Source organism: Streptomyces sp. NPDC029139, assembly GCF_055564335.1.
Genome location: NZ_JBVHWN010000002.1, coordinates 262,985 through 289,024, shown reverse-complemented (window position 1 = coordinate 289,024; position 26,040 = coordinate 262,985). Strand labels below are relative to the sequence as shown.

Below are 26,040 nucleotides of genomic sequence, written 5' to 3'. Positions count from 1 at the left end.
AGTCCCAGCAGGTGGGACGCACCTCAGCCGGATGCGAGTCCGGCGCCCTCCTGCGGATACCATCGACATGGCTGAACCTGATTCAACTTCACCACCGTCACCATCACCGTCCCGGAAGGGGGCCTCTCGCGTGAGTGTGCTCGACGAGATCATCGAAGGCGTGCGCGCCGACCTCGCAGAGCGGCAGGCGCGGGTCTCCCTCGACGAGCTCAAGGAGCGCGCCGCCAAGGCGCCGCAGGCCAAGGACGGCGTCGCCGCACTCCGCGCGGACGGCGTCACGGTGATCTGCGAGGTCAAGCGCTCCAGCCCGTCCAAGGGCGCACTCGCCGCCATCGCCGACCCGGCCGGCCTCGCCGCCGACTACGAGGCGGGCGGCGCCGCCGTCATCTCCGTGCTGACCGAGGAGCGCCGCTTCGGCGGTTCGCTCGCCGACCTGGAGGCCGTCCGGGCCCGGGTCGACATCCCGGTCCTGCGCAAGGACTTCATCGTCACGGCGTACCAGCTCTGGGAGGCGCGGGCGTACGGAGCCGACCTGGCGCTCCTGATCGTCGCCGCCCTGGAGCAGGAGGCCCTGGTCTCCCTCATCGAGCGCGCCGAGTCCATCGGCCTCACGCCGCTGGTCGAGGTCCACGACGAGGACGAGGTCGAGCGCGCGGTCGACGCCGGCGCCCGGATCATCGGTGTCAACGCCCGCAACCTCAAGACGCTCAAGGTCGACCGCTCCACGTTCGAGCGGGTCGCCCCGGAGATCCCGGCCGGCATCGTCAAGGTCGCCGAGTCCGGCGTCCGCGGGCCGCACGACCTCATCGCGTACGCCAACGCGGGCGCCGACGCGGTCCTGGTCGGCGAGTCCCTCGTGACCGGCCGCGACCCGAAGGCCGCCGTCGCCGACCTCGTCGCCGCCGGCGCCCACCCGGCCCTGCGCCACGGGCGGGGCTGACCCGCCATGACCGCGTACCGCGTCACGCCGCGCACCCGGGGCCTCGCCGCCCCGGGTTGGTTCGGCGCGGCCGCGGTGACCCGTGCGATGCGCACCCGGCTCCGTACCGCCGCCGCGCCCGCGCACGCCCCGCTGGCCCGGGGCTGCCGCCCGCGCGGCTGCCGGGCGCCGGCGCGGCGGGTCCACGGCCGCCGTGTGCGGTACGTGATCGGCAGCGAGCCGGGCCAGGTCAACGGCATGCGATGGCGCGCGCGCTCCGCGCGCACCTTCACGACGACCGCCGTCGCCTGACGGCCGCCCCCGTTGTGGGCATTCGTTCCGCAGGGGGGTCCACCCCCGAGGGCGAAGCCCTGAAGGGCGGAACGGGTGGGCACGACGGAACGGCGCCCCGGCGGGGCGCGTTCCGTCCTCGTGCCCTGCCGCCGCCCTGTGACCGGCCGCCCTCGTGGGCACCGCACGCGCCGGGGGTCTGGGCCAGGCAAGGCCCGTCCCGTGTGTCCAGCCGTCCCTCCCCTCGGGGCTTCGCCCTGAGGGGACCCCATGCGGGACGGTTGTCCCACGGTCGGAACGGTCACGGCGTCGTCGCCGCACGTGACCGGAACGCCACGGCGTTGCCGTACGTGGAGGGCTCGCGCGCCTACCGTGACCACACAACCGCACGTCACCCGGGGCGTCCCGCCCCGCGAGGAGCAACCGCATGTCCAGCGAGTTCTTCATTCCGGACCCCGAGGGTCAGATCCCCAGCGCCGAGGGCTACTTCGGCGCCTACGGCGGCAAGTTCATCCCGGAGGCCCTCGTCGCCGCCGTCGACGAGGTCGCCGTCGAGTACGACAAGGCCAAGGCCGACCCCGAGTTCGCGCGCGAGCTCAACGACCTCATGGTCCACTACACCGGCCGTCCGAGCGCCCTCACCGAGGTCCCCCGGTTCGCCGAACACGCGGGCGGCGCTCGGGTCTTCCTCAAGCGCGAGGACCTCAACCACACCGGCTCGCACAAGATCAACAACGTGCTCGGCCAGGCGCTGCTCACCAAGCGCATGGGCAAGACCCGCGTCATCGCCGAGACCGGAGCCGGACAGCACGGCGTCGCCACCGCCACCGCCTGCGCCCTCTTCGGGCTCGAGTGCACCATCTACATGGGCGAGATCGACACCCAGCGCCAGGCGCTGAACGTCGCCCGGATGCGCATGCTCGGCGCCGAGGTGATCCCGGTGAAGTCCGGCAGCCGCACCCTGAAGGACGCCATCAACGAGGCGTTCCGTGACTGGGTCGCCAACGTCGACCGCACCCACTACCTCTTCGGCACGGTCGCCGGACCGCACCCCTTCCCCGCCATGGTCCGCGACTTCCACCGCGTCATCGGCGTCGAGGCCCGCCGCCAGATCCTGGAGCGCGCGGGCCGCCTCCCCGACGCGGCGATCGCCTGCGTCGGCGGCGGATCCAACGCCATCGGCCTGTTCCACGCCTTCATCCCGGACGCCGGCGTCCGCCTGATCGGCTGCGAGCCGGCCGGCCACGGCGTCGAGACCGGCGAGCACGCCGCCACCCTGACCGCCGGCGAGCCCGGCATCCTGCACGGCTCGCGGTCGTACGTCCTCCAGGACGACGAGGGCCAGATCACCGAGCCGTACTCCATCTCGGCCGGTCTGGACTACCCGGGCATCGGCCCGGAGCACGCCTACCTCAAGGACACCGGACGCGGCGAGTACCGCGCGGTCACCGACGACGCGGCCATGCAGGCGCTGCGACTGCTCTCCCGTACCGAGGGCATCATCCCGGCCATCGAGTCCGCGCACGCCCTCGCGGGCGCGCTGGAGGTCGGCAAGGAGCTGGGCCCCGAGGGCCTGCTCGTCGTCAACCTCTCCGGGCGCGGCGACAAGGACATGGACACGGCCGCCCGGTACTTCGGGCTGTACGGGACCGACGCCGAGACCGCCCCGGTCGAGGCCGACGCCTCCGCGGAGAACGGCGCCGCCGAGATTCAGAGGGACACCAAGTGAGCGGGAACATCACACTCCTCAGCGACACGCTGGCCAAGGCCAAGGCCGAGAACCGGGCCGCCCTCATCGCCTACCTCCCGGCCGGTTTCCCGACCGTGGACGGGGGCATCGCGGCGATCAAGGCCGTCTTCGACGGCGGCGCCGACATCGTCGAGGTCGGCCTGCCGCACAGCGACCCGGTCCTCGACGGTCCCGTCATCCAGACCGCCGACGACATCGCCCTGCGCGGCGGCGTCCGGATCGCCGACGTCATGCGCACGGTCCGCGAGGCGCACGCCGCCACCGGAAAGCCGGTGCTGGTCATGACGTACTGGAACCCGATCGACCGCTACGGCATCGAGCGGTTCACGGAGGAGCTGGCGGCGGCCGGCGGCGCGGGCTGCATCCTGCCCGACCTGCCGGTCCAGGAGTCCGCGACCTGGCGCGAGCACGCCGACAAGCACGGTCTCGCGACCGTCTTCGTCGTCGCGCCGAGCAGCAAGGACGAGCGGCTGGCCACCATCACGGCCGCCGGCTCCGGCTTCGTCTACGCCGCCTCCCTGATGGGCGTCACCGGCACCCGCGAGTCGGTCGGCGAGCAGGCCGCCGACCTCGTCCGCCGTACCCGGGCCACCGCCGACCTCCCGGTCTGCGTCGGCCTCGGCGTCTCCAACGCCGAGCAGGCCAAGGAGGTCGCGAGCTTCGCGGACGGCGTCATCGTCGGCTCCGCCTTCGTCAAGCGGATGCTCGACGCCGACGACGAGGCCGCCGGACTCGCCGCCGTAAGGGAACTGGCGGGCGAACTCGCCCGGGGAGTCCGCCGCGTTTCGTAACCCGTACGGGTGGATCTGTGACCGGGGAGGCGCGGACGCGCCTCCCCGGTTCGTTGCTGAGGGCGTGAGCCAGAAGAACAGTGACGGTAATCGGAGCGCGCGGGAGCGCCTCCAGCAGCAGCGCGAGCGAGAGAAGGCCCGGGACAAGCAGCGACGCGTCCTGATCGTGTCGGCGGCGGTGGTCGGCGTCCTCGGCCTGGCCGCCGTGGTCGGTGTGATCGCCGCCAACGCGGGCAAGGACAGCGGCTCCGACAAGGCGGGCCCCGTCGTCGCGCCGAGCGGCGCCGTCGGGGACGACAAGCCGGCCGTCCCCACGGGCAAGCCGGACGCCCCCTCGACGCTCACCATCTGGGAGGACTTCCGCTGCCCGGCGTGCGCCTCCTTCGAGAACGCGTTCCGGGACACCATCCACGAGCTGGAGGCGGCCGGCGCCCTCAAGGCCGAGTACCACCTCGTCACCATCATCGACGGAAACATGGGCGGCAACGGCTCCCTGAGCGCGGCGAACGCCGCCGCGTGCGCCCAGGACGCCGGAAAGTTCACGCCGTACCACGACGTGCTCTACATGAACCAGCCCCCGGAGACGGACGACGCCTTCGCGAAGAACGACAAGCTGCTGGAGCTGGCGGGGAAGGTACCGGGGCTGGACACGCCCGCCTTCCGCAGCTGCGTCGAGGACGGCACGCACGACAGCTGGGTCGCGAAGTCCACCGACGCCTTCCGGAAGGGCGACTTTCGGGGCACGCCCTCCGTGCTCCTCAACGGAGAATCGATCTTCCCCACCAAGGGCGACGAACAGATCTCCCCGGAGAACCTGAAGAAGTGGGTCGCCGAGGCGAACAAGGGCAAGAAGGCGGGGACCGCCTCCCCGGCCGCGGGCGGCTGAGAGCGGTAGTTACGCAGACGTTGTCGGGTGGGCTGCCCTGGCACCCGCCCGGCAGGGTAGCGTCGGTCCTGCCATGGACCTTGCCTACATTCCCAGCCCGTCGACCGGCGTCCTGAACCTCGGACCGGTTCCGCTGCGCGGCTATGCCTTCTGCATCATCATCGGTGTCTTCGTCGCCGTCTGGTACGGCAACAAGCGCTGGATCGCCCGGGGCGGCAAAGCCGGCACCGTGGCCGACATCGCCGTCTGGGCGGTGCCCTTCGGCCTCGTCGGCGGCCGGCTCTACCACGTGATCACCGACTACCAGCTGTATTTCAGCGAGGGTGAGAACTGGGTCGACGCCTTCAAGATCTGGGAGGGCGGCCTCGGCATCTGGGGCGCCATCGCGCTCGGCGCGGTGGGCGCCTGGATCGGCTGCCGCCGACGGGGCATCCCGCTGCCGGCGTACGCGGACGCCATCGCGCCCGGCATCGCCCTGGCCCAGGCCATCGGCCGCTGGGGCAACTGGTTCAACCAGGAGCTGTACGGCAAGCCGACCGATCTGCCCTGGGGCCTGAAGATCTCCGCGGGAGCGAACCGCGAGGAAGGCATCTACCACCCGACCTTCCTGTACGAGTCGCTGTGGTGCATCGGCGTCGCGCTCCTCGTCGTCTGGGCGGACCGCCGCTTCAAGCTGGGCCACGGGCGGGTGTTCGCGCTGTACGTCGCCGCGTACTGCGCGGGCCGGGCGTGGATCGAGTACATGCGGGTCGACGAGGCGCACCACGTGCTCGGCCTGCGGCTGAACGTCTGGACGGCGATCGTCGTCTTCGTCCTGGCCGTCGTCTACATCGTGATCTCGTCGCGGGTCCGGCCGGGCCGGGAAGAGGTCGTGGAGCCGGACCGGGACAAGCCGGTCACCGGTTCCGCCGCCGACGACGAGGACGGGACGGACGCCGAGGACACGACCTCGCAGGACACGACTGCCGAGGACACGACTGCCGAGGACACGACGTCCGCTGACACGACGTCCGAGGCCGACGCCGCCGGGGTCGAGAAGCCGGCGAGCGAGCAGACCGACGAGCCGGCGGGCAACGGCGCGGGCACGGCCGGCAAGAGCTGACCGAACCGCCGGGCAGGGCATCGACGGGGCCGCCCCGGACCGTGAGGTCCGGGGCGGCCCCGTCCGCGTACGCGGACCGGACGCCGCGGCAGGCGGAGGGAGCGCGTGGTGCGGGGCCCGTGGGTCAGGCCCTTGCCGCGAGGGTCAGGACACGGCGGGCGCCGTCCACGACCGCCGCGTCGACGAAGCGGCCGTCCGGAAGGGCCAGGGCGCCCTCCCCCGCTTCCGCCGCCTTGACGACCTCCTCGGCCGCGGCGACCTCGTCGGGCGTCGGGAGGTACGCCTGCTCGATGACCGGGAGCTGGCGGGGATGGATCGCCGCCCGGCCCAGGAAGCCCAGCGCCCGGCCGCGCGCGCAGCTCGCCGCCAGACCGTCCAGGTCGCGGATGTCCGGGTGGACCGACTGGGCCGGGGGCGGGAGGCCCGCCGCGCGGGCGGCGACCACGAGGCGGCTGCGCGGCCAGTCGAGACCGCGCTCGTCCCGTACCCCCAGATCGGCGCGGAGGTCCGCCTCGCCCAAAGCGATGCCGTGGACGGCGCGGGTCGCCGACGCGATGGCGTAGGCGTGCTCCAGCGCCAGCGCGTTCTCCAGCAGCGGGAAGAGCGGGACGCCGGGGGCGGCCTCGGCGATCCGGCGGATGTCAGTGGCGTGTGTCACCTTGGGAACACGGAAACCGCTCAGCCCGGGGAGGGGCGCCAGTGGGGGGATGTCGTGCGGTGTGTGGATGCGGACGTGGACCGGTACGGGATGCGAGTCGGCGAGCAGGTCGACGGTGGCGGCCAGGGCGTACGCCCTGCGGTCAGGGGCCACCGCGTCCTCCAGATCGACGATCACCACGTCCGCGCCCGAGACCAGGGCCTTCTCGACGACGGCGGGACGGTCCCCGGGGACGTACAGCCAGGTGAGGGGCAGGGGCGTACGGCTCATACGGCTCCTTTGTCGCGCAGGGCGCCGATCTCGGCCGGGGAGAGACCGAGTTCGGCCAGGACCTCGGCCGTGTCCGCGCCGTGCGGCCGGCCGGCCCAGCGGATCGCGCCGGGGGTCTCCGAGAGCCGGAAGAGGACGTTCTGCATACGGATCGGTCCCAGCTCGGGGTCCGGGACCTCGGTGACGGTGTTCAGCGCGCGGTACTGCGGATCCTCCATCACGTCCCGGATGTCGTAGACGGGCGCGATCGCCGCCTCCGCCTTCTCGAAGGCGGCCATGGCCTCGTCACGGGTGTGGCGGGCGATCCAGGAACCGACCGCCTCGTCGAGGACGTCGGCGTGCGCGGCCCTGCTCGTGCCGTCGGCGAACCAGGGCTCGTCGATCAGCTCCGGGCGGCCGACCAGCCGCATCACGCGTTCGGCGATGGACTGGGCGGAGGTGGAGACGGCGACCCAGGAGCCGTCCGAGGTGCGGTACGTGTTGCGCGGAGCGTTGTTGCGGGAGCGGTTTCCGGTGCGGGGCTGGACGTAGCCGAGTTGGTCGTACCAGAGGGGGTGGGGGCCGATGACGGAGAGCATCGGTTCGATGATGGCCATGTCGACGACCTGGCCGCGGCCGGTCGTGGTCCTGGCGTGGAGCGCGGTCATCACCGCGTACGCCGTCGCCAGGGCGGCGATCGAGTCGGCCAGACCGAAGGGGGGGAGGGTGGGCGGGCCGTCCGGCTCGCCGGTGATCGCGGCGAAGCCGCTCATCGCCTCGGCGAGGGTGCCGAAGCCGGGACGGTGGGAGTACGGGCCGAACTGGCCGAAGCCGGTGACCCGGGCGAGGACCAGCCGCGGGTTGACGGTGGACAGTTCCTCCCAGCCAAGACCCCAGCGTTCGAGGGTGCCGGGGCGGAAGTTCTCGACGATCACGTCGGCGTCGGCGGCGAGCCGGAGGAGGGTGTCGCGGCCGCCGGGGGTGGAGAGATCGAGGGTGACGGCCCGCTTGTTGCGGCCGAGGACCTTCCACCACAGACCCACGCCGTCCTTGGCCGGGCCGTGGCCGCGCGACGGGTCGGGTTTGCGGGGGTGCTCGATCTTGACGACGTCGGCGCCGTAGTCGCCGAGCATCATCGCGGCGAGCGGGCCGGCGAAGAGGGTGGCGAGATCGAGGACGCGCAGCCCCTGGAGGGGAGGCGTGGTCTCGGGAGTGCGGGTCATACGGCGTCGACCTCCTGGCCGGTGAGGGAGCCGTGGGCCGCGTCGATCTCCGAGCGGTACGGCATCGAGGACGAGGCGCCCTCGTGCTGGACGGAGAGCGAGGCGGCGGTCGAGGCCCAGGCCAGGGCCTCGCGGACGGGCCTGCCCTCGCCGAGGGCGACGGCCAGCGCGCCGACGAAGGTGTCGCCGGCGGCGGTCGTGTCCACGGCGCGGACGCGGGGAGCGGGGAGGGTGAACGGCTCGCTGCCCCGGGCGGCGTGGAGGCAGCCGGCCGCGCCGAGGGTGATGACCACCTCCGGGACATGGGTGAGCAGCGCGGCGGCGGCCGCGTGCGGGTCGGCGACGCCGGTGAGCGTGGCGGCCTCGTGCTCGTTGGGGACCAGGAGATCGGTGACGGCGAGGAGTTCGGGGGGCAGCGGCTGGGCGGGGGCGGGGGTGAGGACGGTACGGACCCCGAGCCGGCGGGCCGTGGTGGCGCCCGCCGTCACGACGGGGAGGGGGAGTTCGAGCTGGAGGAGCAGGGCGTCGGCGGTGGCGATCAGGGCCTCGTCGCCGTGGTCGAGGGAGGTGACGGTGGCGTTGGCGCCGGGGACGACGACGATCGCGTTGCCGCCCTCGTCGTCGACGACGATGTGCGCGGTGCCGGAAGGTCCCTCGACGGTGCGCAGCAGGTCGGTCTCGACGCCGGCCCCCTCCAGCGCGGCCCGGAGCCGTACCCCGAAGTCGTCGGCGCCGACCGCGCCGATCAGCGACACGTCGGCACCGGCCCGGGCGGCGGCGACGGCCTGGTTGGCGCCCTTGCCGCCGGGGATCGTACGGAACTCCCGTCCGGTGACGGTCTCTCCGCGGGCGGGGGCCCTCGGCACGAAGGCGACGAGGTCCATGTTGGTGCTGCCGAGCACCACGATGCTGGTCATGGGCGTACTGCCTCCAGATACGTCAGTTCGGCCAGGGTGTCGAAGCCGATGCCGTCGAAGGACGGGATCGAGGTCGCGAGCCGGTTCTTGAGGGGGGAGGTCCAGCGCTCGGGCAGCCGGTCGGGGTGGCCGGCGAGGAGACCGGCGACGGAACCGGCGGTGGCGCCGTTGGAGTCGGTGTCCCAGCCGCCGGAGACCGCCGCGCAGACGGAGCGGGAGAAGTCGCCGTCGGCGTGGGTGAGCGCGGCGGCGAGGACGGCGGCGTTGGGGACGGCATGCACCCAGTGATACCCGCCGAGGGCCGCGTGGAGTCGGTCGACGACCGTGTCGAAGTCCCGGACCGCACGGGCGGATTCGACGCCGAGGCGGACCGCGGCGGCGAGCCGGGAGCGGGGCGGGACGACGGAGAGCCCGTCGGCGAGGGCGCGGTGGACGTCGGCCGTCCCGGAGGCGGCGGCGGCGATCGTCGCGGCGACGAACATGGCGCCGTACACCCCGTTGGCGGTGTGGGTGAGCGCCGCGTCCCGGTACGCCTGCGCGGCGGCGCCGGCCGGGTCGCCGGGGTGCGTCCAGCCGTGGACGTCGGCCCTGATCTGCGCGCCGATCCACTCGCGGAAGGGGTTGCGGCGGACGGCGGTCAGCGGGGGCTCGACGCCGTCCAGGAGGTTGCGGTAGGCGACGCGCTCGGCCGTGAAGGTGCGGCCGGCGGGGAGTTCGTCGAGCCAGAGACGGGCGACGTCGGCGGTGGTGAAGTCGCGCCCGTGGCGCTGGAGGAGGAGCAGGTTGAGCAGCGGGTAGTTGAGGTCGTCGTCCTCGGGCATGCCGTCGATGTTCTCGGCGAGGGAGGTGGCCGCGGAGCGGCGGTTCCAGGGATGGGCTTCGAGGAGGTCCCGGGGGACGCCGATCGCGGTGAACCAGGTGGTGAGGGGCCAGTTGCCGGTGGCGCGGGCGAGGGCGCGGATGGCGGCGAGGGGCAGCTTCTCGACGGGCTTGCCCAGCAGGCATCCGGCGGCGCGCCCGAGCCAGGCGGCGTGCAGCCGGTCGAGCAGGGGGTCCGTTCCCCCCGCCCCGTGCCGCGCCGGGACCGTGACGGGTCCGGGGGAGGCGTGCGGGGCCGTCAGGGCCTGGATGGCGGACAGGGACGTGGGTTCCGTCGAGGACGAGGGGCGGGGCAGCGTGGCCAGCTCGTCCAGGAGGCGCTCGGCCAGGGCGCGCAGGCCCGGGCGGGGGGAGGCGGACGCGCCGGCCGTCAGGGGCGCGGGGTGACCGCCCGCGGCGAACCAGCGCGTGGCGATCGAGGATGCCTCGCGGCCGTCCTCCGCCGCCTGGCGGAGTTCGTGGCCGACGAGGTCCTCCGGCTGGACCCAGGTGACGCGCAGGTTCATCGGGCCGCGCTCGTCAGGGCCGCGTACGCCGACTCGTGGGCCCGGCGGCGGGCCGTGTCGCGGGCGAAGACCTCGTGCGCGACGGCCGCCAGCGCCTGGGCCGGAGCGTGCAGGTCCAGCCGGCTCGCCTCGGCCACCTGCTTCGACCAGTCGGAGGGGACGGCCGGTTCCCCGCGGAGCGCGCCGACGATCGCCCCCGCCATCGTCGCGATCGAGTCGCAGTCCCGGCCGTAGTTGACCGCGCCCAGGACCGTGCGCCGGAAGTCGCCGGCCCCGACCAGCAGCATGCCCAGCGCGATCGGGAGTTCCTCGATGGCGTGGAGCCGCGAGGGCCGGCGCGCGCCCAGCGACGGCGCGCGGTAGTCCGGGCCCACCGTGTCGAACGGCGCCACCGCCTTGCGGAGGGGGGCGAGGGCGGTCTCGGCGTCCGTGTGCCGGGACGCGACCTCGCACACCGCCTCGATCGCCGCGCGGGTGCCGTCCTTCGCCAGGGAGAGCGCGGCCGTCACCACCGAGTCCGGGGTCGCCCCCGGCGCGCACGCCGCCGCGACCGAGGCCGCGAAGACGCCCGCCGCCTCCCGTCCGTACGAGGACTGGTGGGCGCCGGCGATGTCCAGGGCCTCCGCGTACGCACCCTCCGGATGGGCCGCGTTGACGAGGCCGACCGGCGCCATGTACATCGCGGCGCCGCAGTTGACGATGTTTCCGCTGCCCGCCTCGCGCGGGTCGACATGGCCGTAGTGGAGGCGCGCCACCAGCCACTTCTCGGCGAGGAAGATCCGCTGGAGGGGGAGGGCCTCGGCCTCCAGCTCAGGGATCCAGCGGGGGGTGGTGAGCAGGTCGGGGACGAGGTGGTCCGCCACCGCGTACGCGTCGAGGTGGTCGCGGACCTTCTCGTACACCCGGATCAGGGCGTGGGTCATCAGGGTGTCGTCGGTGACGTGCCCGTCGCCCTTGTGGTACGGCGCGATGGGGCGCGCGGTGCGCCAGGCGTCGCCGTTCCAGGGCCCGACGATGCCGGTGACCCGGCCGCCGTGGCGCTCCAGGATCTGTTCGGGGGTGTAGCCCTCGACGGGGCCGCCGAGGGCGTCGCCGACGGCGGCCCCGAGGAGACTTCCGGTGATCCGGTCATCCAGTGTGGGTGTCATGTCGGAATTGTCCACCCGGTGTGGCCAGTTCCGTGTCTCCCAGAAGCCCGGCGAGTTCGACGAGGTCCGTGCCGGCGAGACGGGGGAGCGCGCAGCCGGCGAGCGTGCGGCAGGCGTCGCGCCAGGTGGCGGGGAGGGAACCGGCGCCGCCGAGCGCGCCGGTGAGCGCCCCTACGAGCGCGGGGGCGGAGTCCGCGACACGCGAGAGACAGGCGGCCGCGGGTACGGCCGCGGACACCTCGCCGCGCGCGGCGGTGGCGAGGGCGAGCGCGACCGGGACGGTTTCGGCGGCGGCGATGCCGTAGCTGTAGACGTGGTCGACGATCTGGTGCTCCAGCAGCGGGACGAGCTCGAAGGCGCTCGTCGCGTCCTGTGCCATCTTGACGGCCTGTTGGGCGTTGCGGCCGATCTCGGTGGCCGGCGGGAGCTGGGCGAGGGCCGCCTCGACGGCCTCGTCGACGGTCGCCCCGCCGAGGGCGGCGGCGATCGCCGCCGCCATCGAGCGGGCGCCGTGGACGCCGTCGCCGTCCTGGGTGTACCGGGCGTCGAACTCGGCGAGGTCGGCGGCGGCGGCCGGGTCCCCGGGGTGGACGAGGGCGAGCACGACGGCGCGGACGCAGGCGGCGTCGTCGAAGAAGTGCGGGTTGTCGTGGCCGGTGGCGGGCGGGCGCAGGCCGGTGGCGAGGTTGCCGAGACCCGCCCGGACGGAGATCCGGGCGCGGAGGGGGAGTACGGCGGACTCGACCTCGGGGGCGCGGTCCGCGGCGGCGGCGACCTGGCTCGCGAGGGAGTTCCAGGCGAGGTCGACGGCGGCGCGCAGGCGGCGCTCGGGCGGGAGGGCGGCGAAGAGGGGACCGTGGGCGGCGAGGACCGCCTCGGCGGTGAAGACCGCCCACTCGGCGTCGTCGGAGGGGCCGAGGCGGAGGGGCTCGGGGGGCTGGTTGAGGGCGATGGGGACGGGGAGGGTGGTCGTGGCGTTCTGCTCGGCGAAGGTGTCGAGCTCGCGGGTGAGGCGGCGGGTCCATTCGGGCATGCGGGCGGCTCGGTGTCGGGCCGCGGGCCAGCCGGCGGCGTCGCCCGCGGCCAGACCGAGCAGGAGACCCTCGATGGCCTCGCGCCGTGCGGGGGTGCCGGGGCGTGCGGCGGACCCGGGGCTCTCGTGGGCGCCGTCCACCTCCGGGGCGCCCGGTCGCGTCGTGGCCCCGAGGTCCCGGCGTACGGCACCGGTCCGGTGCGCGGTCCCCTCGGTCCGGTGCGCGGCCCCCTCGGCCCCCTGGTCGCCGTACTCGTCAGGAACGCCGCGTTCGCGGGCCGCGCCCACCCGTCGCGCACCGGCGGAAGAGATGCCCACGGCTGTGGCGGGAGCGGGGGTGGGGGCGAGGGCGGGGCGATCGCCCGCGGCGGTGGCGGGAGCGGGCCCCGCCGGCGCGGGGCCGGTGGAGGGGGAGCCGTATGCCCGCGGCGCGGAGGGCGGGGCGCTCATGCCGCCTCCTCGTCGTCCGTCGTCAGCAGGTCCGCGATGTCCAGGACGTGGTAGCCCCGCATCGAGGGGAGGCAGCTGCCCGTCACCGGGGCGATCGCCGCCGACCATTCCGGGGGGATCGCCGACATGCCCGAGGCCGCGCCCGCCAGCGCGCCCGCGACCGCCGCCGTGGTGTCCGCGTCGCGGCCCATGTTGACCGCGGTCAGGACCGCCGTACGGAAGTCCCCGCGGGCCGCCGCGAAGGCGCCGAAGGCCAGGCCGACCGCCTCAGGGGCCAGGTCCGTCCACGGGTAGCCGCCGATGACGACCGCCGAGCGGACCGCCCGCTCGCGCGCCGGCGGGTCCGGCTCCACCCGCTGCGCCGCGACCACCGCGCGGCGCATCGAGCGGGCCGTCCAGGAGTCCATCGGAATGACCGAGAGCGCCGCCGCGATCACCGAGGTCACCGACGCCCCGGCCATCGCCGCCGCGACGCCCGCCGCGACCGCCTGGCCCCCGTAGATGCCCTCTCCGTCGTGACTGACGCTCCCGTCGATGGCGACCAGCCGGGCCGCCTCCGAGGGGCGGCCGGCCGCGAAGACGCCGAACGGCGCGGCCCGCATGGCCAGCCCGTCCGACCACGCGTGGCGGTGCTGGGCGGAGATGGGGGCCGCCAGGCCGCGGCGAAGGTTCTCCAGCGTCCCGCGCTCGCTGAACCCGGCCCCACGGAAGGGTCCTTCGTCGAGGTCGGCGATCCAGTGGTGCCAGGCCCGTTCCACATGCCGGACGGTCAGGGCCGAGCCGTGCCGGGCGAGCAGCAGGCCGGAGAAGATCGCGTACTCCGTGTCGTCCGTACCGGCCGGGCTGTCCGACACGAAGCCCTCGATCCGGCCCCAGCGGCGGCGGATCTCCGAGGGGCGCATGTTCTCGGCGGGTGCGCCGAGCGCGTCGCCGACCGCGAGGCCGAGCAGCGCGCCCCTCGCGCGCTCGCGCGTATCGCATCCCATCGTTCTCGTCTCGCTCGCCATCCGGGAACCCCTTTCACGGTTCCTGGATCTGTGCCACGCCGAGGAGGCGATGACCTCGTGCGGACGTCTCTGTCACCCGGCTGACACCCGGCCGACCCCTCGGAAAAGGGCAAGGTCAGCCTTAGTAAGTACGGCCTGCCTTGCTGGCGCACCCCTTACATCGAGCGTATTTTCGAGGGTGTTGGGGGCGGCGGGCGCAGCCCGGCCCGCCGAAGAAAACAGGGGAGAACCATGTCCATCATCGAAGTGCAGGCGCCACTGCACGAGGCCCACCGCGACAACCACACCCACCGCGACGTCAACGGCGGCTGGCTGCGTCCCGCGGTCTTCGGCGCGATGGACGGCCTGGTCTCCAACCTCGCCCTGATGACCGGTGTCGCGGGCGGCGCGGTCTCGCAGCAGACCCTCGTCATCACCGGTCTCGCCGGACTCGCGGCGGGCGCCTTCTCCATGGCGGCCGGCGAGTACACCTCCGTCGCCTCGCAGCGCGAGCTGGTCCTGGCGGAACTGGACGTCGAGCGACGCCAGTTGCGCAAGCACCCGATCGACGAGATGGAGGAGCTCGCCGCGCTGTACGTCTCCCGGGGCGTCGAGCCCGCGCTCGCCCGCGAGGTCGCCATGCAGCTCTCCCGCGATCCGGAGCAGGCGCTGGAGATCCACGCGCGCGAGGAGCTGGGCATCGACCCCGACGACCTTCCGTCGCCCACGGTCGCCGCGGTGTCGTCGTTCGGCTCCTTCGCGCTGGGCGCGCTGCTCCCCGTCCTGCCCTACCTGCTCGGGGCGACCGCCTTGTGGCCCGCGGTGCTCCTGGCGCTCGTCGGGCTCTTCGCCTGCGGCGCGCTGGTGGCCCGGGTGACCGCCCGCAGCTGGTGGTTCAGCGGGCTGCGCCAGCTCGTCCTGGGCGGGGCCGCGGCGGCCGTCACGTACGGGCTGGGCATGCTCTTCGGCGCCGCGCTCTGACGTCCGCGTCCACTCCGGAAGGCCTCCGTTCTGCGGCGGGGGCCTTTCGCGTGCATGCTTGCTGTGACGTACATCCCCTGGGCGGATCGGCCGTTCCGGTGAGACACTATGCACAGCGCAACATACCTAGCCGTTACCCGGCGGTTTCGAATGCATGACCACCGGGCATGAGGCGTAAGCGCCGCGGGCAATGAGGCTCGCTCTGCGACCGGTCGTCGACTCCGCTCGAATCACCCAAGATCGACCTGTCCTGATGGTGAACCAATGCCACCGCTCCGTGTCAGCGGTGTCCGCATGCTGGAATGAGCTATCCGTTCTGCGAGAAGCCAGCCATCATGTAACCTGCACGAAATTTCGCGGAGGGCCAACGTCGTCCCTCGGCTGCTGCATATGCCACGACGACGACGGGAGAGCCGATGCGTTCCGACGCCTGGTCGCCCATGGACGGTCGCCCCGCTCCGCAGGGGATGTACGACCCCCGTAACGAACACGATGCCTGTGGTGTCGGGTTCGTGGCCACCCTCACCGGTGTAGCCAGTCACGCACTGGTCGAGCAGGCGCTGACCGTACTGCGCAATCTCGAGCACCGCGGCGCCACCGGCTCCGAGCCCGACTCCGGGGACGGCGCGGGCATCCTGCTCCAGGTCCCGGACGCCTTCCTGCGCGAGGTCACCGACTTCGAGCTCCCCGCCGCCGGCGCGTACGCCGTCGGTATCGCCTTCCTCCCTGCCGACGGCTCCGCACAGGCCGTCTCGCAGATCGAGGCGATCGCGGCCGAGGAGGGCCTGAACATCCTCGGCTGGCGCGAGGTCCCCGTCGCCCCCGAGCTGCTCGGCGCCTCCGCCCGCTCCACCATGCCGGTCTTCCGGCAGCTCTTCGTCGCCGACGGCGAGAACACGGGCATCGCGCTGGACCGCAAGGCGTTCCTGCTGCGCAAGCGCGCCGAGCGCGAGGCCGGGACGTACTTCCCCTCCCTCTCCGCCCGCACGATCGTCTACAAGGGCATGCTGACCACCGGCCAGCTGGAGCCCTTCTTCCCGGACCTGTCGGACCGCCGCTGCGCCACCGCCGTGGCCCTGGTCCACTCCCGGTTCTCCACCAACACCTTCCCGAGCTGGCCGCTGGCACACCCGTACCGCTTCGTCGCGCACAACGGCGAGATCAACACGGTCAAGGGCAACCGCAACTGGATGGTGGCCCGCGAGTCCCAGCTGGCCTCCGACCTCTTCGGCGAGGGCAAGCTCGACCGCATCTTCCCGGTCTGCACCCCGGACGCCTCCGACTCCGCCTCCTTCGACGAGGTCCTGGAGCTGCTCCACCTCGGCGGCCGCTCGCTGCCGCACTCGGTCCTGATGATGGTCCCCGAGGCGTGGGAGAACCACGACTCCATGGACCCGGCCCGGCGCGCCTTCTACCAGTACCACTCCACGATGATGGAGCCCTGGGACGGCCCGGCCTGCGTCACCTTCACCGACGGCGTCCAGGTCGGCGCGGTCCTCGACCGCAACGGTCTGCGCCCCGGCCGCTACTGGGTCACCGACGAGGGCCTCGTCGTCCTCTCCTCCGAGGTCGGCGTCCTCGACATCGACCCCGCCAAGGTCGTCCGCAAGGGCCGCCTGCAGCCCGGCAAGATGTTCCTCGTCGACACGGCCGAGCACCGCATCATCGAGGACGACGAGATCAAGGCCGGTCTCGCCGCCGAGAAGCCGTACGCCGAGTGGCTGGAGACCGGCGAGATCGAGCTCGAGGACCTCCCCGAGCGCGAGCACATCGTCCACACCCACGCCTCGGTCACCCGCCGCCAGCAGACCTTCGGCTACACCGAGGAAGAGCTGCGCGTCATCCTCGCGCCGATGGCCCGCCTGGGCGCCGAGCCGATCGGCTCCATGGGTACGGACTCGCCGATCGCGGCCCTGTCCGAGCGCCCCCGGCTGCTCTTCGACTACTTCACCCAGCTCTTCGCCCAGGTGACCAACCCGCCGCTCGACGCCATCCGCGAGGAGCTGGTGACGAGCCTGCGCTCTTCCCTGGGCCCGCAGGGCAACCTGCTCGAGCCGACCGCGGCCTCCTGTCGCTCGGTCACCCTGCCCTTCCCGGTGATCGACAACGACGAGCTGGCCAAGCTCATCCACATCAACGCCGACGGCGACATGCCCGGCATGAAGGCCGCGACCCTGTCCGGTCTGTACCGGGTCTCCGGCGGAGGCGACGCGCTCGCCGCCCGCATCGAGGAGATCTGCGCCGAGGCCGACGCGGCGATCGAGGGCGGCGCCCGCCTGATCGTCCTCTCCGACCGGCACTCCGACGCCGAGCACGCGCCGATCCCCTCGCTGCTGCTCACCGCGGCCGTCCACCACCACCTCATCCGCACCAAGCAGCGCACCCAGGTGGGTCTGCTGGTCGAGGCCGGGGACGTCCGCGAGGTCCACCACGTCGCGCTCCTCATCGGCTACGGCGCCGCCGCCGTCAACCCGTACCTCGCGATGGAGTCGGTCGAGGACCTGGTCCGCGCCGGCACCTTCATCGAGGGCCTGGAGCCCGAGCAGGCGATCCGCAACCTGATCTACGCCCTCGGCAAGGGCGTCCTCAAGGTCATGTCCAAGATGGGCATCTCGACCGTCGCCTCCTACCGCGGCGCCCAGGTCTTCGAGGCCGTCGGCCTCGACACCGCCTTCGTCGAGAAGTACTTCAACGGCACGGCCACCAAGATCGGCGGCGCCGGTCTCGACGTCGTCGCCAAGGAGGTCGCGGCCCGCCACGCCAAGGCGTACCCCGTCTCCGGCGTCCCCTCCGCGCACCGCGCGCTCGACATCGGCGGCGAGTACCAGTGGCGCCGCGAGGGCGAGCCGCACCTGTTCGACCCGGAGACCGTCTTCCGCCTGCAGCACGCCACGCGCAACAAGCGGTACGACATCTTCAAGAAGTACACGGACCGGGTGAACGAGCAGTCCGAGCGCCTGATGACGCTCCGCGGCCTGTTCGGCTTCTCCACGGACCGACAGCCGATCTCCATCGACGAGGTCGAGCCGGTCTCCGAGATCGTCAAGCGGTTCTCGACCGGCGCCATGTCGTACGGCTCGATCTCCCGCGAGGCGCACGAGACGCTCGCCATCGCCATGAACCAGCTGGGCGGCAAGTCCAACACCGGTGAGGGCGGCGAGGACCCGGACCGCCTGTACGACCCGGCGCGCCGCTCCTCCATCAAGCAGGTCGCCTCCGGCCGCTTCGGTGTCACGAGCGAGTACCTGGTCAACGCGGACGACATCCAGATCAAGATGGCCCAGGGCGCCAAGCCCGGCGAGGGCGGCCAGCTGCCCGGCCACAAGGTCTACCCGTGGGTCGCCAAGACCCGGCACTCCACCCCGGGTGTCGGTCTGATCTCCCCGCCGCCGCACCACGACATCTACTCCATCGAGGACCTGGCTCAGCTGATCCACGACCTCAAGAACGCCAACCCGGCGGCCCGCATCCACGTGAAGCTGGTCTCCGAGGTCGGCGTCGGCACGGTCGCCGCCGGTGTCTCCAAGGCACACGCGGACGTGGTCCTCATCTCCGGCCACGACGGCGGCACGGGCGCCTCGCCGCTCACGTCGCTGAAGCACGCGGGCGGTCCCTGGGAGCTCGGTCTCGCCGAGACCCAGCAGACCCTGCTGCTCAACGGCCTGCGCGACCGGATCGTCGTCCAGACCGACGGTCAGCTCAAGACCGGCCGTGACGTCGTCATCGCCGCGCTGCTCGGCGCCGAGGAGTTCGGTTTCGCGACCGCGCCGCTCGTCGTCTCCGGCTGCGTCATGATGCGCGTCTGCCACCTGGACACCTGCCCGGTCGGCATCGCCACCCAGAACCCGGTCCTGCGCGACCGCTTCTCCGGCAAGGCCGAGTACGTCGTCAACTTCTTCGAGTTCATCGCCGAGGAGGTCCGCGAGCTCCTCGCGGAGCTGGGCTTCCGTACGCTCGAAGAGGCCGTCGGCCACGCCGAGCTGCTGGACACCAGCCGCGCGGTCACGCACTGGAAGGCGCAGGGCCTGGACCTGGCCCCGCTCTTCCACGTGCCCGAGCTGCCCGAGGGCGCGGTCCGCCACGCCCTCGTCGAGCAGGACCACGGTCTGGAGAAGGCCCTCGACAACGAGCTGATCCAGCTCGCCGCCGAGGCGCTGAACGCGGCGTCCGCCGAGGAGGCGCAGCCGGTCCGGGCCCAGGTCGCGATCCGCAACATCAACCGCACGGTCGGCACCATGCTCGGCCACGAGGTGACGAAGCGGTTCGGCGGCGCGGGTCTTCCGGCCGACACCATCGACATCACCTTCACCGGCTCCGCCGGCCAGTCGTTCGGCGCCTTCCTGCCGGCCGGTGTCACGCTCCGTCTGGAGGGCGACGCCAACGACTACGTCGGCAAGGGCCTGTCCGGCGGTCGCGTGATCGTCCGCCCGGACCGCGGCGCGGACCACCTGGCCGAGTACTCGACCATCGCCGGCAACACGATCGCCTACGGTGCGACCGGCGGCGAGCTGTTCCTGCGGGGCCGCACCGGTGAGCGCTTCTGCGTCCGCAACTCCGGCGCCCTGGTCGTCTCGGAGGGCGTGGGCGACCACGGCTGCGAGTACATGACCGGTGGCCAGGCCGTCGTCCTCGGCGAGACGGGCCGCAACTTCGCGGCCGGCATGTCCGGCGGCGTCGCCTACGTCATCGACCTCGACCGGGACAACGTCAACTCCGGCAACCTGTCCGCCGTCGAGGCGCTCACGGACTCCGACCAGCAGTGGCTGCACGATGTCGTGCGCCGCCACCACGAGGAGACCGGCTCGACGGTCGCGGAAAAGCTTCTTGCCGACTGGTCCGTGAACGTGGACCGCTTCAGCAAGATCATCCCGACCACGTACAAGGCAGTGCTCGCCGCCAAGGACGCCGCTGAGCTCGCCGGTCTCTCCGAGGCCGAGACCACCGAGAAGATGATGGAGGCGGCGACCAATGGCTGACCCCAAGGGCTTCCTGACCACCGGGCGCGAGGTCGCCAAGACCCGTCCGGTGGGCGACCGAGTCAAGGACTGGAACGAGGTCTACGTTCCCGGCTCCCTGCTGCCGATCATCAGCAAGCAGGCCGGCCGCTGCATGGACTGCGGCATCCCGTTCTGCCACAACGGCTGTCCGCTCGGGAACCTCATTCCCGAGTGGAACGACTACGCCTACCGCGAGGACTGGGAGCAGGCCTCCGAGCGGCTGCACGCCACGAACAACTTCCCGGAGTTCACCGGCCGTCTGTGCCCGGCTCCGTGCGAGGCCGCGTGCGTGCTCGGCATCAACCAGCCGGCCGTCACCATCAAGAACGTCGAAGTCTCCATCATCGACCAGGCGTGGGACCGCAACGACGTCAAGCCGCAGGCGCCCGAGCGCCTGTCCGGCAAGACCGTCGCCGTCATCGGCTCCGGCCCGGCGGGCCTCGCCGCCGCCCAGCAGCTGACCCGGGCCGGCCACACGGTCGCCGTGTTCGAGCGCGCCGACCGCATCGGCGGGCTGCTGCGCTACGGCATCCCCGAGTTCAAGATGGAGAAGCGGCACATCAACCGCCGCATCGAGCAGATGCGCGCGGAGGGCACGAAGTTCCGCACGGGCGTCGAGATCGGCCGCGACATCACGGCGAAGGACCTGCGCAAGCGGTACGACGCCGTGGTCATCGCCGCCGGTGCGACCACCGCGCGTGACCTGCCGGTCCCGGGCCGCGAGCTGTCCGGCATCCACCAGGCGATGGAGTACCTGCCGCTCGCCAACAAGGTCGTCGAGGGCGACTTCGTGACCCCGCCGATCACGGCCGAGGGCAAGCACGTGGTCGTCATCGGCGGCGGCGACACCGGCGCGGACTGCGTGGGCACGGCCCACCGCCAGGGCGCGGCCTCGGTCACGCAGCTGGAGATCATGCCGCGTCCGGGCGAGGAGCGCACGGCCGGCCAGCCGTGGCCGACCTTCCCGATGCTGTACAAGGTCACCTCGGCGCACGAGGAGGGCGGCGAGCGGGTCTACTCCGTCTCCACCACCCACTTCGAGGGCGACGAGGACGGCAACGTCCAGTTCCTGCACCTGGTCGAGGTCGAGTTCGTCGAGGGCAAGCTGACGCAGAAGCCGGGCACGGAGCGGAAGATCCCGGCCCAGCTGGTCACGCTCGCGATGGGCTTCACGGGTACGGACGTGGAGAACGGCCTGGTGGCGCAGTTTGGTCTGGACCTCGACGAGCGGGGTAACATCGCTCGCGACGCGGACTTCGCCACCAACGTGGACGGCGTGTTCGTGGCGGGCGACGCCGGTCGCGGTCAGTCGCTGATCGTCTGGGCGATCGCCGAGGGCCGTTCGGCGGCCCGCGGAGTCGACCGCTTCCTCACGGGCGCGAGCGACCTCCCGGCCCCGATCCGCCCGACGGACCGTGCCCTGACGGTCTGACCCCCGGGTCCGAGGACCCCCAAGACGTCCCGTACAACGACGTACGGAACTGAGCGCGGCGCCCCCCGAATGTCCCCGACCGGACGACTGGGCGGGCGCCGCGGTGCGTCCGCCTCGCGGGGGCGGGACGGGGAGGACGGCCGGGCGGGCCGGCGGACGGAGTCCGACGCAGCCGGTCGAAGCCCGGGAGGCCGTCTGCGGCCGAGCGGTGCGAGAGCGGCGTGAGGGGCGGGTCCGGACGACTGGGCGGGCGCCGCGGTGCGTCCGCCTCGCGGGGGCGGGTGGTCGTCGGGGATGCACGGGCTACTGGCTGCTCATGCGGTGCGGGTGCGAGGGGTTCGTCGGGCAGACGAAGGCGCGGTACTCGTCACGCGCCGCGCTGATCCCGGTCGGGCCGTACAAGGAGCGCGGCCGCTCCTCGTCGTACGGCACCCAGCTCCGCGCGCCCCCGAACGAGTCGATCGTCAGCAGCAGCCGCATCTCCGTCCCGCACGCGCCGCAGTACACCCGCGTGAGATCCGTCCGGTGCCAGGAGTCCCAGCCGCCGATCTTCCAGCCAGGCGCGAGGGAGAGGTCGTACTGATAGCCGGGCGCGGCGTCCCCGAGCCGTTCCTCGAAGGTGTCCTCCCACGCGTCGATCCGTTCGACCAGCTCCTCGGGCAGATAGTCGGCGTACGGATACTCGACGACCTGCTCGGGGAAGAGCACGCACGGGTTCGGCAGATACTCCTTCCGCTCCACCATCGCCGGCTCCGGTTGCTCCGACAGCGGCTCCGTCACGTCCGCCGCCCTTCGCCAGTACAACCGCGTCGAAGGGCCGTGGTCGCCGAAGGACGCGTCGTCGTGTCCCCGGAACGGACACCACAGCGCCTGGAGCAGGTCTGTCCCCGGCGGTGCGAAGGCCGCCAGGTCCGGCACGTCCCGTACGTGGAACTGCGCGAGCGCGAGCAGCGGCAGCGGCGATCCGTCGTGCCGGTCCGGCTGGTGGCCGGACCAGGACATCTCGTCCAGCTCCGCCCGTTCGGCGTCGGTGTACGGCACGGCGTCGGCGCCGTCCGGCCGGGGGCGCGCCCGGGCCGCCTCGACGATCCGCTCGTACCGCCGCGCCCGCTCCGGCCGTACGCCCGGCACCCGGCCGTGCTCCGCGCACAGCGGCCACGCCTCGTCCGCCGGCCACAGCAGCGGCCCGCCCACGGAGCTGTCGGCCGCCGTCGGCGCGCCCGCCCGCGGATGCAGCAGCGTCGCGGTGCGGGCGTACGCCCTCAGCTCGGGGAAGGGGACGGTGATGTCCAGGGGACGGTACGGGGTGGTCGGCCTCACGCGCACAGGCTAGCGATCCAGGCGGCCGAGGCGGTCAGGGCCGCGTCCGTCTCCGCGAGCACCCCCCTCGCTCCCAGGAAGCCGTGGAAGACCCCCGTGTGCAGCTGGACCTGGGCGGGCACCCCCGCCGACGACAGTCGCCGGGCGTACGCCAGCCCCTCGTCCCGCAGGGGATCGCAGTCGGCCAGCACGACGAGGGCGGGCGGCAGACCGGTGAGGTCGGGGGCGAGGCCGGGGGAGGCGGCCACCGGGTCGCCGTCCGGGCCCAGATACTGCTCCCAGTACCAGCGCATATGGGCCGTGGTGTGGAAGAAGCCCTCCGCGTACGCCTCCGCCGAGACGGCGTCCAGGCGGTGGTCGAGGGCCGGGTAGAACAGCAGCTGGCCCGCGACCGGCGGCCCGCCCCCGTCCCGCGCGCGCAACGCCGCCCGCGCCGCCAGGTTCCCGCCGCTGGAGTCGCCCGCGAGGACCAGGGGGCCGCCCGCGGACCTCGAGGCCGCCCACTCCAGGACCGTGCACACATCGTCCTCGGCCGCCGGGAAACGGTGCTCGGGGGCGCGGCGGTAGTCGACGGAGACGACGAACGCGCCGGCGCGGTTCGCCAGTTCACGGCAGAGGCCGTCGTGCGTGTCGAGGTCGCACAGGACCCAGCCGCCTCCGTGCGCGAAGACGATGACCGGCCCCGCCGCCTCGTCGCCGTACAGCCGCACCCGTACCCCGTACGCCGTCGTCTCGCGGGCCGCCGGCACCTCCCGTACCCCCGCCCGGGCCGCCGCGCGCAGCGCCGCCGGCGAACCCGGGCCGGGAAAGCCGGCCGACATCGCCTCGCACAGCGCCCGCGCCGCCGGTGTCAGTGGATCCGTCATCCGGCCGTCAGCCCCCCGTCCACGGTGAACTCCGCGCCCGTCACGTACGAGGACGCGTCCGAGACCAGGAACGCGACCAGCTCCCCGACCTCCTCCGCCCGGCCCATCCGCCCGAGCGGCACGTGCGACCAGTCCCGGCCCGCCACCTCCGCCGTCATCGGCGTGTCGACCGCTCCCGGATGCACCGAGTTGACGCGGATGCCGTGCCGCGCCAGGTCCAGGGCCGACGAGCGGGTCAGGCCGCGCAGACCGAACTTGCCCGCGCCGTACGCCGCGTGGCCCGGGACGCCGACCAGGCCGGCCGTCGACGACACGTTCACGATCGAGCCGCCGCCCGCCTCGCGCAGGGCCGGCACGACCGCCTGGACGCCGAGGAACGGACCCAGCAGGTTCACGCGGAGGAGGAGTTCGAAGTTCTCGTACGTCTCCGACTCCACCGGCGCCGTCCGCCACAGCGCCGCGTTGTTGACCAGCGCGTCGATCCGGCCGAAGCTCCGGAGAGCCTCCCCGGCCACCTCGCGCCAGTCCGCCGCGGAGGTCACGTCGTGGGGGACGAACACCCCGGCGTCGCCCAGCTCCGCCGCGACCGCCCGGCCCTCCTCCTCCCGTACGTCCGTGCCCACGACGCGCGCGCCCGCCGCCACCAGCAGCCGGGCCTCCGCCGCGCCCTGGCCGCGCGCCGCGCCCGTGACGATCACGACCTTTCCGGACAGGGAGCTCACGACGCCTCCCGCGCGCGGACGTACGGGATGACCTTCTCGCCCCACTGGCGGATGGTCTCCATGCAGACGTCCTGGGGGACCGTGCCCATCTGGATCAGGCACATCACCTCGTCCACACCGATCTCGCGCAGCCGCTCGACGTAGGCGATGGCGGTGTCCGCGTCGCCGTAGGCGTGGTCGGTGTTGTACGGGCCGGTGTCGGCCGGGCGCGCCGGGATGTTCGCCTCGTGGAGGCGGGCGACCAACTCCTCGCGGCGCCGCTCCAGCGCCGCGACGTGGTCCGCGGCCTCCTCGTCCTCCGCGTAGCCGGTCGGGGCCGGGGCGTTGCCGTACCAATGGGCGATCGACTCGGCGAAGAAACGCTGGCCGCGGGTGCCGAGGCGCAGCGCGCGCTCGGCGTCGTCCAGGACGATCGTCGGGCAGAGCGCCGAGAAGTGGTCGTTGACCTCCGAGGAGACGAACCGCGACCCGTCGCGTGCGGCGATGGCCTCGTCGTACACCGCGCGCATCGCGCGGACGTCCTCGGCGCCGGCGAATCCCATCACCAGGGCCCCGATGCCGAGTTCGGCGGCGGATCTGAGCGTCTCGTGCTTCGAGCAGGCCATGAAGAGCGGCGGGTGCGGATCCTGCACCGGCCGGGGCAGGACCGCGCCGGGGCCGATGTCGATCGAGCCGTGCCACTCGAACTCCTCCTCCCGCCAGGCGCGGGAGAAGATCCGCAGGGCCTCCTCCATCTGCGGGTACGTGTCCTCGGGGCGTACCCCGTACATCCGCATCTCCTGACGGGTGGCGCCGCGCCCGGCGCCGATGTCCACGCGCCCGCCGCTGAGGACGTCGAGCATCGCGGCGCGCTCGGCCACCCGCACCGGGTGCTGGTAGCCGAAGGGCATGGTGACCACGCCGTGGCCGATGCGGATCCGCTCCGTGCGGGCGGCGACCCAGGTCAGGAAGATCTCGGAGGCGCTCATGTGCGCGTACTGGGTGAGGGAGTGGTGCTCGACCGCCCAGATCCGGTCGAAGCCCATCCGCTCGGCGTGGACGGCCTGTTCGACGCAGTCGTGGATGACCTGGCGCTCGCGCTCCGGGGTGGGGTCGACGAGCTGGGCCTCGAAGATCATCGAGAACTTCACCGTGAACTCCTCTATTCCGAATAGAAATACTTCTAGCAGGCATACGTGGGGTGGGGAAGGGCGTCGTAGACTTCCGTCCGTGGCGGACACGACGACGGCGGGGCAGGGCGAACAGCCGGAGATCCCCGGGTTCCCGGTGACGAGCTGGGCGGTGCTCGGACTGCTCTCGTTCGGCGAGGAGCTGTCCGGCTACGACCTCAAGAAGTGGTCCGACTGGTCACTGCGCTTCTTCTACTGGAGCCCGTCGTTCAGTCAGATCTACAGCGAGCTCAAGCGCCTGGAGGGCGCCGGGTTCGCCACCTCCCGGATGGTCGCGCAGGAGACGGGCAGCCGCGACAAGCGGGTCTACCGGATCACGGACGAGGGCATGACGGCCGTCCGTACCTGGGCGCGCACGGCGCCCGTCGACCCGCCGGTGCTCAAGCACGGTCCGATGCTCCGGCTGTGGCTGGGTCATCTCCTGGAACCCGAGCAGATGCGTGAAATCCTCGCCCGGCACCGGAAGTTCGCCGAGTCCATGCGGCTGCGCGCCGAGGTCGACGTGGAGGGGGCGAAGGCCGAGGAGGAGTGGGCGTACCCCACGCTCACCCTCAAGTGGGCCCAGCGGTACTACGCCTCCGAGCGCGATCTGGCGGACGCCATGCTCGCGGACATCGAGGAGTTGGAGAGGGCGCGCGCGGACAAGGGTGAGGGCCGGCGGCCGTAGGCGCGGCGGATGCTTCGGTACGCACAGGGGCCGGTCTCGTCGGCGGCGCACCGCGCCCGATCACGTACCCTCGGCATGCTGTCCGCTTCCAGGGAGGG

The 26,040-nt window shown here is 72.9% G+C and carries 21 protein-coding genes; 10 read left to right on the top strand and 11 right to left on the bottom strand.

All coding sequences use genetic code 11. From position 1 onward, the window contains the following. Nucleotides 1-130 precede the first annotated feature (130 nt). The 6 genes from trpC (at nucleotide 131) to lgt (ending at nucleotide 5,739) form a co-directional block, all read left to right on the top strand. Nucleotides 131-940, top strand: a complete 810-nt coding sequence (gene trpC, locus ACZ4VW_RS05415; RefSeq protein ID WP_467958664.1) for an indole-3-glycerol phosphate synthase TrpC — start codon at nucleotides 131-133, stop codon at nucleotides 938-940. A gap of 87 nt (nucleotides 941-1,027) precedes the next feature. Then, nucleotides 1,028-1,231, top strand: a complete 204-nt coding sequence (trpM, locus tag ACZ4VW_RS05410) for a tryptophan biosynthesis modulator TrpM (RefSeq protein WP_467959569.1) — start codon at nucleotides 1,028-1,030, stop codon at nucleotides 1,229-1,231. A 406-nt stretch (nucleotides 1,232-1,637) separates the two neighbouring features. Next, nucleotides 1,638-2,939, top strand: coding sequence for a tryptophan synthase subunit beta (trpB, locus tag ACZ4VW_RS05405; protein WP_467958662.1), 1,302 nt, complete (start codon nucleotides 1,638-1,640; stop codon nucleotides 2,937-2,939). After that, on the top strand, nucleotides 2,936-3,751 hold the full coding sequence (trpA, locus tag ACZ4VW_RS05400) for a tryptophan synthase subunit alpha (protein WP_467958660.1): 816 nt from the start codon (nucleotides 2,936-2,938) through the stop codon (nucleotides 3,749-3,751). Before trpB ends, trpA begins: the two co-directional genes overlap by 4 nt. Nucleotides 3,752-3,815: 64 nt before the next feature. Then, nucleotides 3,816-4,637 carry a DsbA family protein gene (locus tag ACZ4VW_RS05395; protein ID WP_467958658.1) on the top strand — a complete coding sequence of 274 codons (822 nt, stop codon included), beginning with the start codon at nucleotides 3,816-3,818 and terminating at the stop codon, nucleotides 4,635-4,637. 73 nt (nucleotides 4,638-4,710) lie between these two features. Next, the gene (gene lgt / locus ACZ4VW_RS05390) at nucleotides 4,711-5,739 is read left to right on the top strand and encodes a prolipoprotein diacylglyceryl transferase (RefSeq protein ID WP_467958656.1); all 1,029 of its coding nucleotides are present in this window, start codon (nucleotides 4,711-4,713) and stop codon (nucleotides 5,737-5,739) included. 124 nt (nucleotides 5,740-5,863) lie between these two features. On the opposite strand, the gene ACZ4VW_RS05385 is transcribed toward lgt, so the two are convergent. From ACZ4VW_RS05385 to ACZ4VW_RS05355, 7 genes are read right to left on the bottom strand one after another with little or no spacing between them, the layout of a single operon-like run. Further along, nucleotides 5,864-6,667, bottom strand: coding sequence for an HpcH/HpaI aldolase/citrate lyase family protein (locus tag ACZ4VW_RS05385; RefSeq protein WP_467958654.1), 804 nt, complete (start codon nucleotides 6,665-6,667; stop codon nucleotides 5,864-5,866). After that, the gene (locus ACZ4VW_RS05380; protein WP_467958652.1) at nucleotides 6,664-7,869 is read right to left on the bottom strand and encodes a CaiB/BaiF CoA transferase family protein; all 1,206 of its coding nucleotides are present in this window, start codon (nucleotides 7,867-7,869) and stop codon (nucleotides 6,664-6,666) included. Before ACZ4VW_RS05380 ends, ACZ4VW_RS05385 begins: the two co-directional genes overlap by 4 nt. Continuing rightward, nucleotides 7,866-8,786 carry a ribokinase gene (rbsK, locus tag ACZ4VW_RS05375; protein ID WP_467958651.1) on the bottom strand — a complete coding sequence of 307 codons (921 nt, stop codon included), beginning with the start codon at nucleotides 8,784-8,786 and terminating at the stop codon, nucleotides 7,866-7,868. Before rbsK ends, ACZ4VW_RS05380 begins: the two co-directional genes overlap by 4 nt. Further along, on the bottom strand, nucleotides 8,783-10,171 hold the full coding sequence (locus tag ACZ4VW_RS05370; RefSeq protein WP_467958649.1) for an ADP-ribosylglycohydrolase family protein: 1,389 nt from the start codon (nucleotides 10,169-10,171) through the stop codon (nucleotides 8,783-8,785). Before ACZ4VW_RS05370 ends, rbsK begins: the two co-directional genes overlap by 4 nt. Next, complete coding sequence (locus ACZ4VW_RS05365; protein WP_467958647.1) at nucleotides 10,168-11,319, bottom strand: ADP-ribosylglycohydrolase family protein; 1,152 nt, start codon at nucleotides 11,317-11,319, stop codon at nucleotides 10,168-10,170. The genes ACZ4VW_RS05370 and ACZ4VW_RS05365 overlap by 4 nt, the downstream gene beginning before the upstream one ends. Continuing rightward, nucleotides 11,300-12,802, bottom strand: coding sequence for an ADP-ribosylglycohydrolase family protein (locus tag ACZ4VW_RS05360; protein WP_467958645.1), 1,503 nt, complete (start codon nucleotides 12,800-12,802; stop codon nucleotides 11,300-11,302). The genes ACZ4VW_RS05365 and ACZ4VW_RS05360 overlap by 20 nt, the downstream gene beginning before the upstream one ends. Further along, nucleotides 12,799-13,809 carry an ADP-ribosylglycohydrolase family protein gene (locus ACZ4VW_RS05355; protein WP_467958643.1) on the bottom strand — a complete coding sequence of 337 codons (1,011 nt, stop codon included), beginning with the start codon at nucleotides 13,807-13,809 and terminating at the stop codon, nucleotides 12,799-12,801. Before ACZ4VW_RS05355 ends, ACZ4VW_RS05360 begins: the two co-directional genes overlap by 4 nt. 231 nt (nucleotides 13,810-14,040) lie before the next feature. Here ACZ4VW_RS05355 and ACZ4VW_RS05350 point away from each other — a divergent pair, with 231 nt between their 5' ends. The 3 genes from ACZ4VW_RS05350 (at nucleotide 14,041) to ACZ4VW_RS05340 (ending at nucleotide 21,198) form a co-directional block, all read left to right on the top strand. Next, nucleotides 14,041-14,769 (top strand): VIT1/CCC1 transporter family protein, encoded by a 729-nt coding sequence (locus tag ACZ4VW_RS05350; protein WP_467958641.1) that lies wholly within the window; start codon nucleotides 14,041-14,043, stop codon nucleotides 14,767-14,769. Nucleotides 14,770-15,185: 416 nt separating this feature from the next. Further along, nucleotides 15,186-19,745 (top strand): glutamate synthase large subunit, encoded by a 4,560-nt coding sequence (gltB, locus tag ACZ4VW_RS05345; protein WP_467958639.1) that lies wholly within the window; start codon nucleotides 15,186-15,188, stop codon nucleotides 19,743-19,745. Beyond that, the gene (locus ACZ4VW_RS05340) at nucleotides 19,738-21,198 is read left to right on the top strand and encodes a glutamate synthase subunit beta (RefSeq protein WP_467958637.1); all 1,461 of its coding nucleotides are present in this window, start codon (nucleotides 19,738-19,740) and stop codon (nucleotides 21,196-21,198) included. Before gltB ends, ACZ4VW_RS05340 begins: the two co-directional genes overlap by 8 nt. Before the next feature lie 303 nt (nucleotides 21,199-21,501). On the opposite strand, the gene ACZ4VW_RS05335 is transcribed toward ACZ4VW_RS05340, so the two are convergent. The 4 genes from ACZ4VW_RS05335 to ACZ4VW_RS05320 are packed head-to-tail and all read right to left on the bottom strand — an operon-like array spanning nucleotide 21,502 to nucleotide 25,236. After that, the gene (locus tag ACZ4VW_RS05335; RefSeq protein WP_467958635.1) at nucleotides 21,502-22,518 is read right to left on the bottom strand and encodes a hypothetical protein; all 1,017 of its coding nucleotides are present in this window, start codon (nucleotides 22,516-22,518) and stop codon (nucleotides 21,502-21,504) included. Next, nucleotides 22,515-23,384 carry an alpha/beta hydrolase gene (locus ACZ4VW_RS05330; RefSeq protein WP_467958633.1) on the bottom strand — a complete coding sequence of 290 codons (870 nt, stop codon included), beginning with the start codon at nucleotides 23,382-23,384 and terminating at the stop codon, nucleotides 22,515-22,517. The genes ACZ4VW_RS05335 and ACZ4VW_RS05330 overlap by 4 nt, the downstream gene beginning before the upstream one ends. Next, nucleotides 23,381-24,106, bottom strand: a complete 726-nt coding sequence (locus ACZ4VW_RS05325; protein ID WP_467958631.1) for an SDR family NAD(P)-dependent oxidoreductase — start codon at nucleotides 24,104-24,106, stop codon at nucleotides 23,381-23,383. The genes ACZ4VW_RS05330 and ACZ4VW_RS05325 overlap by 4 nt, the downstream gene beginning before the upstream one ends. Next, the gene (locus tag ACZ4VW_RS05320) at nucleotides 24,103-25,236 is read right to left on the bottom strand and encodes an LLM class flavin-dependent oxidoreductase (protein WP_467958629.1); all 1,134 of its coding nucleotides are present in this window, start codon (nucleotides 25,234-25,236) and stop codon (nucleotides 24,103-24,105) included. The genes ACZ4VW_RS05325 and ACZ4VW_RS05320 overlap by 4 nt, the downstream gene beginning before the upstream one ends. Nucleotides 25,237-25,315: 79 nt before the next feature. On the opposite strand from ACZ4VW_RS05320, the gene ACZ4VW_RS05315 reads away from it, so the two are divergent. Then, the gene (locus ACZ4VW_RS05315) at nucleotides 25,316-25,942 is read left to right on the top strand and encodes a helix-turn-helix transcriptional regulator (RefSeq protein WP_467958628.1); all 627 of its coding nucleotides are present in this window, start codon (nucleotides 25,316-25,318) and stop codon (nucleotides 25,940-25,942) included. Nucleotides 25,943-26,040 lie beyond the last annotated feature (98 nt).

Excerpts from the sequence above, each read along its gene's own strand:
- trpM (WP_467959569.1), top strand. The coding sequence starts at position 1,028 with ATGCGCACCCGGCTCCGTACCGCCGCCGCGCCCGCGCACGCCCCGCTG.
- trpB (WP_467958662.1), top strand. The coding sequence starts at position 1,638 with ATGTCCAGCGAGTTCTTCATTCCGGACCCCGAGGGTCAGATCCCCAGC.
- lgt (WP_467958656.1), top strand. The coding sequence starts at position 4,711 with ATGGACCTTGCCTACATTCCCAGCCCGTCGACCGGCGTCCTGAACCTC.
- ACZ4VW_RS05385 (WP_467958654.1), bottom strand. The coding sequence starts at position 6,667 with ATGAGCCGTACGCCCCTGCCCCTCACCTGGCTGTACGTCCCCGGGGAC.
- ACZ4VW_RS05380 (WP_467958652.1), bottom strand. The coding sequence starts at position 7,869 with ATGACCCGCACTCCCGAGACCACGCCTCCCCTCCAGGGGCTGCGCGTC.
- rbsK (WP_467958651.1), bottom strand. The coding sequence starts at position 8,786 with ATGACCAGCATCGTGGTGCTCGGCAGCACCAACATGGACCTCGTCGCC.
- ACZ4VW_RS05370 (WP_467958649.1), bottom strand. The coding sequence starts at position 10,171 with ATGAACCTGCGCGTCACCTGGGTCCAGCCGGAGGACCTCGTCGGCCAC.
- ACZ4VW_RS05365 (WP_467958647.1), bottom strand. The coding sequence starts at position 11,319 with ATGACACCCACACTGGATGACCGGATCACCGGAAGTCTCCTCGGGGCC.
- ACZ4VW_RS05360 (WP_467958645.1), bottom strand. The coding sequence starts at position 12,802 with ATGAGCGCCCCGCCCTCCGCGCCGCGGGCATACGGCTCCCCCTCCACC.
- ACZ4VW_RS05355 (WP_467958643.1), bottom strand. The coding sequence starts at position 13,809 with ATGGCGAGCGAGACGAGAACGATGGGATGCGATACGCGCGAGCGCGCG.
- ACZ4VW_RS05350 (WP_467958641.1), top strand. The coding sequence starts at position 14,041 with ATGTCCATCATCGAAGTGCAGGCGCCACTGCACGAGGCCCACCGCGAC.
- gltB (WP_467958639.1), top strand. The coding sequence starts at position 15,186 with ATGCGTTCCGACGCCTGGTCGCCCATGGACGGTCGCCCCGCTCCGCAG.
- ACZ4VW_RS05340 (WP_467958637.1), top strand. The coding sequence starts at position 19,738 with ATGGCTGACCCCAAGGGCTTCCTGACCACCGGGCGCGAGGTCGCCAAG.
- ACZ4VW_RS05330 (WP_467958633.1), bottom strand. The coding sequence starts at position 23,384 with ATGACGGATCCACTGACACCGGCGGCGCGGGCGCTGTGCGAGGCGATG.